The 10,646-nt window shown below is 51.1% G+C and carries 14 protein-coding genes and 1 pseudogene; 9 read left to right on the plus strand and 6 right to left on the minus strand.

Translation table 11 applies throughout. The features are described 5' to 3' along the window. Nucleotides 1-105: 105 nt before the first annotated feature. From WFP70_RS15420 to WFP70_RS15430, 3 genes and pseudogenes are all read left to right on the plus strand, one after another. Nucleotides 106-477, plus strand: a complete 372-nt coding sequence (locus WFP70_RS15420; RefSeq protein ID WP_097119788.1) for a DnaJ family domain-containing protein — start codon at nt 106-108, stop codon at nt 475-477. Nucleotide 478: 1 nt separating this feature from the next. Then, nucleotides 479-916, plus strand: a complete 438-nt coding sequence (zntR, locus tag WFP70_RS15425) for a Zn(2+)-responsive transcriptional regulator (protein ID WP_337023697.1) — start codon at nt 479-481, stop codon at nt 914-916. A 50-nt stretch (nt 917-966) separates the two neighbouring features. Continuing rightward, nucleotides 967-1,164 (plus strand): annotated as a pseudogene (locus tag WFP70_RS15430) (alternative ribosome-rescue factor A); the annotation flags it as partial. 38 nt (nt 1,165-1,202) lie between these two features. On the opposite strand, the gene mscL reads toward WFP70_RS15430, so the two are convergent. From mscL to def, 5 genes are all read right to left on the minus strand, one after another. Further along, on the minus strand, nt 1,203-1,616 hold the full coding sequence (gene mscL / locus WFP70_RS15435) for a large-conductance mechanosensitive channel protein MscL (protein ID WP_034830732.1): 414 nt from the start codon (nt 1,614-1,616) through the stop codon (nt 1,203-1,205). A gap of 111 nt (nt 1,617-1,727) precedes the next feature. After that, the gene (gene trkA / locus WFP70_RS15440) at nt 1,728-3,104 is read right to left on the minus strand and encodes a Trk system potassium transporter TrkA (protein ID WP_337023696.1); all 1,377 of its coding nucleotides are present in this window, start codon (nt 3,102-3,104) and stop codon (nt 1,728-1,730) included. Nucleotides 3,105-3,135: 31 nt separating this feature from the next. Continuing rightward, complete coding sequence (gene rsmB, locus WFP70_RS15445) at nt 3,136-4,422, minus strand: 16S rRNA (cytosine(967)-C(5))-methyltransferase RsmB (protein WP_337023695.1); 1,287 nt, start codon at nt 4,420-4,422, stop codon at nt 3,136-3,138. A 43-nt stretch (nt 4,423-4,465) separates the two neighbouring features. Next, on the minus strand, nt 4,466-5,410 hold the full coding sequence (gene fmt / locus WFP70_RS15450; RefSeq protein WP_337023694.1) for a methionyl-tRNA formyltransferase: 945 nt from the start codon (nt 5,408-5,410) through the stop codon (nt 4,466-4,468). Between the two features lie 21 nt (nt 5,411-5,431). After that, nucleotides 5,432-5,944 (minus strand): peptide deformylase, encoded by a 513-nt coding sequence (gene def, locus WFP70_RS15455; RefSeq protein ID WP_337023693.1) that lies wholly within the window; start codon nt 5,942-5,944, stop codon nt 5,432-5,434. Nucleotides 5,945-6,056: 112 nt separating this feature from the next. Between def and dprA the strand changes: the two genes are divergently transcribed. The 6 genes from dprA to WFP70_RS15485 are packed head-to-tail and all read left to right on the plus strand — an operon-like array spanning nt 6,057 to nt 9,844. After that, on the plus strand, nt 6,057-7,181 hold the full coding sequence (gene dprA, locus WFP70_RS15460; protein WP_337023692.1) for a DNA-protecting protein DprA: 1,125 nt from the start codon (nt 6,057-6,059) through the stop codon (nt 7,179-7,181). After that, nucleotides 7,153-7,626 carry a DUF494 family protein Smg gene (gene smg, locus WFP70_RS15465; RefSeq protein WP_034830723.1) on the plus strand — a complete coding sequence of 158 codons (474 nt, stop codon included), beginning with the start codon at nt 7,153-7,155 and terminating at the stop codon, nt 7,624-7,626. The genes dprA and smg overlap by 29 nt, the downstream gene beginning before the upstream one ends. A 24-nt stretch (nt 7,627-7,650) precedes the next feature. Further along, nucleotides 7,651-8,205, plus strand: coding sequence for a DNA topoisomerase family protein (locus WFP70_RS15470; RefSeq protein ID WP_072226551.1), 555 nt, complete (start codon nt 7,651-7,653; stop codon nt 8,203-8,205). Then, nucleotides 8,202-8,777: an L-threonylcarbamoyladenylate synthase type 1 TsaC gene (gene tsaC / locus WFP70_RS15475; protein WP_045833801.1), complete on the plus strand. Its 576-nt coding sequence runs from the start codon at nt 8,202-8,204 to the stop codon at nt 8,775-8,777. Before WFP70_RS15470 ends, tsaC begins: the two co-directional genes overlap by 4 nt. A 3-nt stretch (nt 8,778-8,780) precedes the next feature. Next, entirely contained in the window at nt 8,781-9,599 is an 819-nt protein-coding gene (aroE, locus tag WFP70_RS15480; RefSeq protein ID WP_337023691.1) for a shikimate dehydrogenase, read from the plus strand. Then, nucleotides 9,596-9,844 carry a DUF1488 domain-containing protein gene (locus tag WFP70_RS15485; protein WP_097119782.1) on the plus strand — a complete coding sequence of 83 codons (249 nt, stop codon included), beginning with the start codon at nt 9,596-9,598 and terminating at the stop codon, nt 9,842-9,844. Before aroE ends, WFP70_RS15485 begins: the two co-directional genes overlap by 4 nt. Here the strand turns inward: WFP70_RS15485 and WFP70_RS15490 are convergent. Then, nucleotides 9,820-10,374, minus strand: a complete 555-nt coding sequence (locus tag WFP70_RS15490) for a gamma carbonic anhydrase family protein (RefSeq protein WP_160834664.1) — start codon at nt 10,372-10,374, stop codon at nt 9,820-9,822. The two genes, WFP70_RS15485 and WFP70_RS15490, sit on opposite strands and share 25 nt — an antisense overlap. Between the last annotated feature and the right edge of the window lie 272 nt (nt 10,375-10,646).

A 10,646-nucleotide genomic window follows, 5' to 3' on the forward strand; every position in this document is an offset into this window, starting at 1 on the left:
CAGTAACGTAGAAAACCCGCTTCGGCGGGTTTTTTATTGTCTCCAATTCCCCATCCCCCCATCTTTCGCTATGCTGAACGCTGTTGTAAGTCGTAGAGGTTCATTATGTGGTTAATTGACCAGCTGGTAGAACAGCAGATACGCGCCGCGCAGGAAAAAGGTGAACTGAGTAATCTACCAGGTGAAGGTGCACCTTTACAGCTCGAAGACGAAAGTGGCGTGCCGCCTGAGTTACGTACGGCATATCGATTACTGAAAAACTCAGGTTTTTTACCCCCTGAACTTGAAATGCGCCGCGAAGCTGTGCAACTCAACGATCTTTTACAGCTTTTGGATCCTGACGATCATCAAGCCAGTGAACTCAAAAAAAGATTAACCCTGCTGGAGATGAAGTTACAGCAGGCAGGAATGAGCACAGATTTTTTACGTGGTGAATATGGCGGTGCCATTCGACACCGCATGCTTCAGGAGAAGTAACATGTATAAAATTGGCCAGCTGGCTAAACTTGCTGACGTTACACCTGACACCATACGTTTTTATGAAAAGCAGCAAATGATGGATCATGAGATTCGCACTGAAGGCGGATTCCGTCTCTATAATGATGATGATCTTCAGCGCTTACGCTTTATCCGCTATGGGCGTCAGCTCGGTTTCAGCCTGGATTCGATCCGCGATTTATTATCGATCCGTATCGATCCCGAGCACCATACCTGTCAGGAGTCCAAAGCGATCGTGGCCAGGCGTCTGGATGAAGTGAATGGCATGATTGCCGAGTTGCAAACCATTCAGCGCTCATTACAACGTTTAGCCGCGACCTGTTGCGGGGATCTACATAGCAGTGCCTGCTGTTCTATTCTTGAAGCGCTGGAAAAAGGTGAAGAGCCGCAGGTGGAAATTTGTTGTAGCAAGGATTGAATTTCACGCAGGAAAGCCTATAGTTGCGCCATTATTAACCGGAGGACATTATGAGTCGCTATCAGCATCGCAAAGGCAAGATTAACGATAACGCTTTGGAGGCACTGTTACATGATCCGCTGTTTCGTCAGCGAGTTGAACAGAATCAGAAAGGGAAAGGCAGCTACCGACGTAAAGATAAACATGCGAAGGGTAGAAACTGGGAGGCCAGTGATAAGCAGAAAAGTTTATCACTGGCCTTCTGCTTTACAGACAAAAAAGCCGCCTGCACTTGGCGGCTTTTTTATCACAGTTTATCGCTGTTCTGCTGTTTCAACAGATCGCGAATTTCAGTGAGCAACACTTCTTCGTTGGTTGGTTTTGGCGCTGGTTTTTCAACTTCTTTCTTCTGATACAGCTTGTTCATCAGTTTGATGGCCATAAAGATGGCAAAGGCGACGATGACAAAATCAAAAATGGTTTGAATAAAGTTACCGTATTCCATTACGACAGCAGGTACATCACCCTCGGCCGGTTTTAGGACCCACTTAAACTGTTTAAAATCGACTCCGCCAATCAGTAATCCCAGTGGTGGCATGATGATATTCGCGACCAGTGATGAAACAATCTTGCCGAAAGCGGCACCGATAATCACACCGACTGCCAAATCCACCACGTTCCCACGCATTGCAAAATCACGAAACTCTTTGAATAAACTCATTGTTATCTCCTTGCCTTGGCCAATGGCTAAAGTCTAACAAACCTTTGTGCAATTGCCATGATAACAGCGGATTAAGCAAAATTATCACGGCGGGCAAACGCCCGCGGCGATTTAGAGGAAGAAAGGACTTGGCTGGAAGAGACGTTCAACATCGGGGACAAACTTCTTATCTGTCAGGAACATAATGACATGATCGCCCTGTTCAATACGTACGTTGTCGTTAGCAATGATCACTTCATCGCCACGTACGACAGCGCCAATAATCGTACCCGGCGGTAGTTTGATATCTTCAATTAAACGACCCACTACACGGGAAGTGGTCTCTTCACCGTGCGCAATAGCTTCAATGGCTTCGGCAATGCCGCGTCGCAGTGAGGAGACGCCAACAATATCTGCCTTGCGCACGTGACCAAGCAGGGCGGAAATGGTGGCTTGCTGCGGAGAGATGGCAATATCGATCACGCTACCCTGAACCAGATCGACATAAGCACGACGCTGGATCAAAACCATGACCTTTTTCGCTCCCATCTTCTTTGCGAGCATGGCCGACATAATGTTGGCTTCGTCGTCATTGGTGACGGCGATGAAAAGATCCACCTGATCAACATGTTCTTCGGCGAGCAACTCCTGATCTGAAGCATCACCATAAAACACCACGGTGTCGTGCAGACGCTCAGCCAGTTCTGCTGCGCGTTGTTGATTACGTTCAATCAACTTCACGCTGTACTGTTTTTCCAACCGCTGGGCCAAACCAAAACCGATGTTGCCGCCGCCGACCAGCATAATGCGCTTGTAGGGTTTCTCAAGGCGCTGCATTTCGCTCATTACCGCACGAATATGCTGGCTCGCGGCAATAAAGAAGACTTCATCACCCGCTTCGACGATCGTGGAACCCTGAGGGCGAATAGGGCGATCCTGACGGAAAATAGCCGCTACGCGTGTATCAATATGCGGCATATGTTCACGCAAAATGGACAACGGGTTACCGACCAGTGGCCCACCGTAATAGGCTTTTACTACTGCAAGGCTCACTTTCCCTTCGGCAAAGTTAACTACCTGCAATGCGCCAGGATACTGAATCAGGCGATAGATGTTGTCGATAACCAACTGTTCCGGTGAAATCAAATGATCGATAGGTACGGCTTCCGGTACAAACAGCTTTTCGGCATCGCGCAAATATTCCGCCGCGCGAATACGGGCAATTCGGTTTGGCGTATTGAAAAGCGAATAGGCAATCTGACAGGCAATCATGTTGGTTTCGTCGGAACTGGTGACAGCAACCAGCATATCGGCATCTTCAGCACCGGCTTCACGCAATATACGTGGATGGGAACCATGGCCGTGCAACACGCGCAGGTCAAATTTGTCCTGCAACGCGCGCAGACGGGTGGCATCCGTATCAACAACAGTGATGTCGTTATTTTCGCCCACCAGGTTTTCAGCAAGTGTGCCGCCAACCTGCCCGGCGCCGAGGATAATAATTTTCATCGTTGAATCGCTCTTGTCAGAATGCGCCGCACTATTTCTTTATCAACTTAGCGTAAAAGAATCCGTCACCGCCATCAACGCTCGGGAAGACTTGCCATCCGTTGATTTGGCCTTCGGGCAACTGCTCAGCGGCGGCATCATCGTGCTCAGCCAAAAAGGCCGCGATCTGCTGATGGTTTTCTTCGGGCAGGATGGAGCAGGTCGCGTAAATCATCGTGCCGCCGGATTTCAAACGTGGCCAAACTGCATTGAGGATTTCGCGCTGCAGTGCAGCCAGCTCTGGGATATCACGATCACGGCGCAACCATTTGATATCAGGGTGACGTCGAATCACTCCGGTTGCAGAACAAGGTGCATCCAGCAGAATACGGTCAAATTGCTGGTCGCCGCACCACTCTGCAGGTGTCCGGCCATCACCCTGACGCACTTCAGCTTGCATACCCAGGCGCTGCAGATTTTCATGCACGCGAGTCAAACGTTGTTGATCAATATCCACGGCCAGCACGTTTGCCTGAGGGGCGATTTCCAGAATATGCGTGGTCTTGCCGCCAGGCGCTGCGCAGAGATCGAGAATGGCTTCATTATTTTGTGGCTCAAGCAGCAGAGCACAGCGCTGTGCAGACAAATCTTGTACTGTCACCCATCCTTGATCGAAGCCCGGTAACTGACTGACAGGAGCAGGGGATTCAAGACGCAGAGCATCCGGCGCATCGGCGGGGAAAGCTGCTTTATCTTCAGCCTGCAACAGGTTCAGCCACGCATCACGGCTATGGTGCTGGCGATTGACGCGCAACCACATCGGCGGTCGCTGATTATTGGCGTCAACGATCTGCTGCCATTGATCTGGCCAGGCTGTCTGCAAACGCTTAAGCAACCAACCGGGATGCCAGTAGCGCTGTGGGCCTTGATCCACTGCAGCAACCAGTTCCTCTTGCTGACGCTGGAACTGACGCAGTACACCGTTAATCAATCCCTTCAGCGCCGTACGCTTCAGGACTTCTGCACCGGCAACCGTTTCGGCCAGTGCGGCATGCGCTGGCACACGCGTATACAGCAACTGATACAACCCAACCATTATCAGGTAATGCAGTACGCGCTGCTTTCCCGTTAACGTGCGCTCCATCAGTTTGCCAATCAGCGCTTCCAGTTGTGGCAGAGTGCGCATTACGCCAAAGCAGAGTTCCTGCAACAGCGCGCCATCTTTATCAGCCAATGTTTTTTGCGCGCCAGGCAGAATGGCACTGAGCGATTCACCTTTATCTACCACGCGTTCAATCAGTTGCGCGGCGAGACTACGCAGGTTAGTTGCTTTTTTCATATTCATTCATCAAACAAAAAGCCCGGTTAAACCGGGCTGGAGATCAGGCCAGAAGGGTGCCAGTGGCAAACCATTCACGACGCGAATTCAGCAGATCTTGCGCGGACATGGCTTTCTTACCCGCAGGCTGCAGCGAAAGTAGATTGAGTACGCCGTCAGCGGTGGCAATCTGAATGCCATTTTTATCAGCATGGATGATTTCGCCCGGCTGTTTGTTCTGATGAGGTAGAACGCTAGCCTGCCACACTTTGACGGGTTGATCCTCGATCAGGAAGAAACTCACCGGCCAGGGATTGAAGGCACGAATGCAGCGCTCAAGCTGTGCAGCAGAAAGTGACCAATCAAGACGCGCCTCTTCTTTACTCAACTTCTCAGCGTAAGAAACCAGCGCTTCATCCTGCACTTCAGGCTGAGCTTTGCCGCTGGCAAGCAGATCGAGTGTATCCAGCATACCTTGTGGCCCAAGCTCTGCCAGCTTGTCATACAGTGATGCGCTGGTGTCTTCAGGCGTGATAGGACAGGAGAGTTTATGCAGCATGTCACCCGTATCCAGTCCCACATCCATCTGCATGATGGTCACGCCGGTTTCGCTGTCGCCAGCCCAGAGCGAACGCTGAATGGGCGCCGCGCCGCGCCAGCGTGGCAACAGTGAACCATGGACATTGATGCAACCGAGTCGCGGCATATCGAGAACCGCCTTCGGCAGAATCAGGCCATAAGCCACCACCACCATGATATCGGCTTGCAGGTCAGCAACCAGTTGCTGATTCTCTTCAGGTTTTAGCGATTTTGGCTGGAACACGGGAACATCATGTGCCTGTGCCAACACTTTGACAGGGCCTGGAGTGAGTTTATTACCGCGTCCTGATGGACGGTCGGGCTGAGTAAATACGCCAACTACCTGATGCTCAGAAGCAAGCAGCGCGTCGAGATGACGCGCTGCAAAGTCAGGTGTACCGGCAAAGATAATTTTTAGCGATGCAGACACAGTTTAACCTTCTGTTAGTGCTCAGGCTTCGCGTGCGTTCATGCGGGCCAGCTTTTCCAGTTTCTGTTTGATGCGCTGACGCTTCAGCGGCGACAGATAATCGATAAACAGCTTGCCATCCAGATGATCGATTTCATGCTGGATACAAATCGCCAGCAGACCATCCGTTTCCAGCTCGAAGTTCTTACCGTCACGATCCTGCGCACGGACTTTGACCCATTCCGCACGCGGCACAAAGGCACGCTGTTCAGGGATTGAGAGGCAGCCCTCTTCAATACCGGTTTCACCGCTTTTTTCCAGCAGTTCCGGGTTAATCAACACCAGACGTTCGTCTCGATTTTCAGAAACATCGATAACAATGATGCGTTGATGAATGTCGACCTGAGTGGCCGCTAAGCCAATGCCTTCTTCGGCGTACATGGTTTCAAACATGTCATCGACAATGCGCTGAACGTCTGCGTTTACGGTAGCCACCGGCGCAGCGATTTTGCGAAGGCGATCATCAGGGAAATGTAATACCTGCAAAACTGACATAAATATCCAGATCTGTATGCGTTAAAGAAAAGATTACTACCTCATATTGTAGACTTTTTGTGGCCTGATTGACAGCATTGCACCGCATGTGAGCGGGCTTAAGGATGGACGCGTGGAGCGAGTGGAAGGGATACTCCGGCTGGCAAATGTTAAAGGCCTGCGCCGGCATCGCGTAGTGGATCTCGCGCGGAATTTGCAAAACGGTGCTGCCGTCGATGACGAATTACTGCACAGCCATGGTTTGAATGAATTGCAGCGCCAACAGTTTAACGATTATTGCCCACGGCAACTGGCGCGCACGTTACAGTGGCTGGATCAACCTCATCATCATTTAGTCTCCTGCATAGATGCTGATTATCCGGGCCCCCTGGCTGAAATCAGTCAACGCCCCTCATTGCTCTATGTGGCTGGGCACCTCTCCGTTTTGCAGACACCGCAATTAGCGGTGGTGGGCAGTCGGCACTGTTCCCACTATGGCAAAGAGTGGGGCACATGGTTTACACAGCAACTTGCACTCAGTGGGTTGACCATCACTAGCGGACTGGCTCGCGGTATTGATGGCGTTGCACACCGTGCAGCCTTGGACGCAAGTGGAAAAACAATCGCAGTGCTGGGCAGCGGCTTGCAACATATCTACCCCAAAAGCCATCAGTCGCTGGCGCAGGCGATCATGGATAACGAAGGGGCTTTAGTCTCTGAATTTCCTCTTGATATGGCGCCACATGCGGTGAATTTTCCGCGCCGTAACCGCATCATCAGTGGGTTAAGTCAGGGAGTGCTGGTCGTTGAGGCTTCACTGAAAAGCGGTTCGCTGGTCACGGCTCGCTGCGCGCTGGAACAAAACCGCAATGTTTATGCATTACCCGGAGCATTGGGTAATGATGGCAGTGAAGGCACACATTGGTTGATTCAGCAGGGAGCGCTGTTGGTTGCCCATCCCAATAACATCCTTGAAGATTTGCATTCCACATTGCAATGGCTGCCGGCAACCACTTCAGAAACAATATATTCACAAGACAGTGACGATGTTCCATTGCCATTTGCAAGCGTGTTGGCTAACGTAGGTGATGAGGTTACACCTGTTGACGTCGTCGCTGAACGTGCCGGCCAACCTGTGCCAGTTATCGCAGCCCAGTTGCTGGAGCTGGAGTTAGCAGGATGGATCGCAGCTGTACCCGGCGGCTATGTCCGATTGAGGAGGGCATGCCATGTTCGACGTACTTATGTACTTGTTTGAGACCTATATCCACAACGAAGCTGAAATGCGTGTTGACCAGGATAAATTGACCGATGATTTGGCCGATGCGGGTTTTCATCGTGAAGATATCTACAATGCGTTGAATTGGCTTGAACGTTTAGCGGACTATCAGGATGGTTTGGTGGCGCCTGTACAATTGGCCGCAGATCCGCTCTCAATGCGAATTTATACGGACGAGGAATGCCAGCGTCTTGATGCTGATTGTCGCGGTTTTATTTTGTTCCTGGAACAAGTTCAGGTGCTGAATATGGAAACGCGCGAGATGGTCATCGAACGGGTCACGGCTCTTGATACTCAGGAATTTGATCTTGAAGATCTCAAATGGGTGGTGCTGATGGTGCTGTTTAACATCCCTGGATGTGAAAACGCTTATCAGCAGATGGAAGAACTGTTATTCGACGTCAATGAAGGTATGCTGCATTAATTTGCGATTAATGCATCCGGAAATATGAGTAAATCAGCACTATTTTCTGTGCGTAAACACGATCCCTGCCCCGCTTGCGGGGCAGATTTAGTGATACGCAGTGGTAAACACGGCCCGTTTCTTGGCTGTGTGAATTATCCAACCTGTGATTATGTTCGTCCCCTGAAAAATCAGGCCGATGGGCATATCGTTAAAGTGCTGGAAGGGCACGCGTGTCCTCAGTGCGGCGCAGATAAAGTTCTGCGTCAGGGGCGATTTGGGATGTTTGTTGGTTGTAGCCACTATCCGGAATGTGATTACACAGAAACTATCGATAAGCCCGACGAGACCGCGATTGCCTGTCCCCAATGTCAGAACGGAAAGCTGGTTCAGCGCCGTTCGCGCTATGGCAAAACCTTTCACTCCTGCGACCGTTACCCCGATTGCCAATTTGCAATCAATGCAACGCCTGTTGAAGGTATCTGCCCGCATTGCCAGTTTCCCTTATTAATAGAGAAGAAAACCGCACAAGGCATGAAGCGCTTATGCGCCAGCAAACGCTGTGGCAAGCTCATCGCCCAGGACGAAGAACGATCATGAAGCAAAAAGCGTATGTCCCCGGAAGTCTCGAATTTTGCATCGAGCAACTACAACAGCAGGCCGTTATTGCCTATCCAACCGAAGCGGTGTTTGGTTTAGGTTGCGATCCCGATAGCGAAAGCGCCGTCATGGCCTTACTGGCGCTCAAACAGCGTCCGGTTGAGAAAGGGCTTATCCTGATTGCAGCAGATTATGCGCAACTGGAACCCTACATTGCCGATCGCGAACTCACGGTGCTACAGCGTGAGCGCATGTTTGCTAGCTGGCCAGGGCCGGTGACTTATGTTGTTCCGACAACACCGCATACGCCACGCTGGCTAACAGGACGTTTCGATTCGCTGGCTATCCGCGTTAGCGATCATCCGGATGTGCAGGCACTTTGCCGTGGCTTCGGCAAACCATTGGTGTCTACCAGCGCCAATCTCTCCGGCGAGGCGCCGTGCCGCAATGCTGATGAAGTTGCACAGCAATTCGGTGCTCAATTCCCCGTGTTGCATGCTGCAACGGGCGGGCGGCTAAATCCTTCTGAAATTCGCGACGTTATCAGCGGCGAACTTATTCGTCAGGGTTAATTTATGGAACACTTCGCCGTTTTTGGTCATCCCATTGCACACACTAAGTCACCTTTCATTCATAGCCTTTTTGCCGAGCAGACAGGAATCGCGCACTCCTATGGCCGGATTTGTGCTCCGCTGGAGGGGTTTCCTCAGTCAATTAGCGACTTTTTTACTGTCGGTGGAAAAGGTGCAAATGTCACACTGCCGTTTAAACAACAGGCGTGGGAACTGGCCGATGAACTCAGTGAGCGTGCAGCCTTATCTGGGGCGGTTAACACATTAAAGAAAAAGGCAGATGGCTCGATCTTTGGTGATAATACCGATGGAATTGGCCTGCTAAGCGATCTGGAACGATTGAATTTGATCCGTTCTGGTGACCGAATGTTACTGGTGGGAGCCGGTGGTGCGGCTCGTGGTGTGATCCTTCCCCTGCTTTCTTTTGGATGTTCAGTGGTAGTGGTCAACCGAACGGTTGCCCGCGCTGAAGAATTGGCAAATATCTTCCAGCATAGTGGGGATATCCAGGCGAGCAGCTTTGCTGAGCTCTCCGGCCAGGCATTTGATCTGATCATCAATGCAACTTCCAGTGGCGTTGAGGGTAAAGTGCCGCCGTTGCCAGACTCATTGATCACCCCGCAAACACGCTGCTACGACATGTTCTATCAGCAAGGGCTGACGCCATTCTTGTTGTGGTGTCAGCAGCACGGTGCGGGTCAGCTGGCAGATGGATTGGGCATGCTGGTGGGGCAGGCGGCACATGCTTTCCAATTATGGCATGGCGTGATGCCAGAAATTACCCCCGTTATTGCTCAATTAAAGCAGGCCATGAAGGAGTGAATCAGGCGATCCATTTTCCCGATCGTGAAAGTTGGGACGAGGAACGAGGAGCGATCGTCTTTCCGGTGTTGGTGCAAGGAATGGGGTTAACTTGTGCCATCAAGCCCGACGCATTACAGGATCGATTCGGAACGGGTGCAGCGATGGCGCTGTTTAGCGCGCATCGCTGGGATTTGGAAGAAGAAGCGGAAGCGCTTATCCGGCAGGATGAGATCGATGATCAAGGTTGGATCTGGCTCTCCTGAGCGAGGTATTCATCTTTCCAGCCAACATAATTGCTCGATGAATAGAGCAGACCTGCGATTTCCGCCTCACTCAATGGGCGGATTTGTTTCACCGGGCTGCCTAAATAGAGATAGCCGCTCTCCAGTCTTTTACCCGGCGGAACCAGACTACCCGCTCCGATCATGACATCCTCTTCAACAAACACGCCATCCAGCAAAATCGATCCCATTCCAACCAGCACGCGATCGCTGATATGACAGCCGTGCAGCATTGCTTTATGGCCTACAGTCACGTCTTCACCAATCACTAAAGGGTGCCCTTCCGGGTTGCTGGTGGATTTATGCGTGACGTGCAAAACGCTGCCGTCCTGAATATTGCTTCTTTTACCTATCACGACTTTGTTCACATCACCGCGGATAGCAACCAGTGGCCAGATGCTGACATCGTCGGCGAGCTGCACTTCACCCACCACTACGCTACTGCGATCGATCATTACGCGATCGCCGATTTCTGGAAAATGGTTCTTATAAGGTCGTAGGGCTACAGACATGATCTTTCTCCTTTTGCACTTTATACCCCTAGCCTGCGGCTTATCAGGCTGGCAAACAAGATGAATTTTGAGCGGATCGCTCGCGATCTCAGCGAAAAGATTGAAAACTCGCCAGTCGATTAAAAAGATCGAAAAAAGGGGTTGTGCAAAAAAATCGGATCCCTATAATGCGCCACCACTGAGACGGCAAAGCGGCAACGCAGGCGGCTCAGCAGGGAGTGAAGAAATTCATCCCGCCGGAGAAAAACGCTGAAAAAAGTGTTTGACTCTGA

It is taken from the genome of Pantoea sp. USMM079 (assembly GCF_037153115.1).
Taxonomy (GTDB): domain Bacteria; phylum Pseudomonadota; class Gammaproteobacteria; order Enterobacterales; family Enterobacteriaceae; genus Pantoea; species Pantoea communis.

Excerpts from the sequence above, each read along its gene's own strand:
- WFP70_RS15420 (WP_097119788.1), top strand. The coding sequence starts at position 106 with ATGTGGTTAATTGACCAGCTGGTAGAACAGCAGATACGCGCCGCGCAG.
- zntR (WP_337023697.1), top strand. The coding sequence starts at position 479 with ATGTATAAAATTGGCCAGCTGGCTAAACTTGCTGACGTTACACCTGAC.
- mscL (WP_034830732.1), bottom strand. The coding sequence starts at position 1,616 with ATGAGTTTATTCAAAGAGTTTCGTGATTTTGCAATGCGTGGGAACGTG.
- trkA (WP_337023696.1), bottom strand. The coding sequence starts at position 3,104 with ATGAAAATTATTATCCTCGGCGCCGGGCAGGTTGGCGGCACACTTGCT.
- rsmB (WP_337023695.1), bottom strand. The coding sequence starts at position 4,422 with ATGAAAAAAGCAACTAACCTGCGTAGTCTCGCCGCGCAACTGATTGAA.
- def (WP_337023693.1), bottom strand. The coding sequence starts at position 5,944 with ATGTCAGTTTTGCAGGTATTACATTTCCCTGATGATCGCCTTCGCAAA.
- smg (WP_034830723.1), top strand. The coding sequence starts at position 7,153 with ATGTTCGACGTACTTATGTACTTGTTTGAGACCTATATCCACAACGAA.
- WFP70_RS15470 (WP_072226551.1), top strand. The coding sequence starts at position 7,651 with ATGAGTAAATCAGCACTATTTTCTGTGCGTAAACACGATCCCTGCCCC.
- tsaC (WP_045833801.1), top strand. The coding sequence starts at position 8,202 with ATGAAGCAAAAAGCGTATGTCCCCGGAAGTCTCGAATTTTGCATCGAG.
- aroE (WP_337023691.1), top strand. The coding sequence starts at position 8,781 with ATGGAACACTTCGCCGTTTTTGGTCATCCCATTGCACACACTAAGTCA.
- WFP70_RS15490 (WP_160834664.1), bottom strand. The coding sequence starts at position 10,374 with ATGTCTGTAGCCCTACGACCTTATAAGAACCATTTTCCAGAAATCGGC.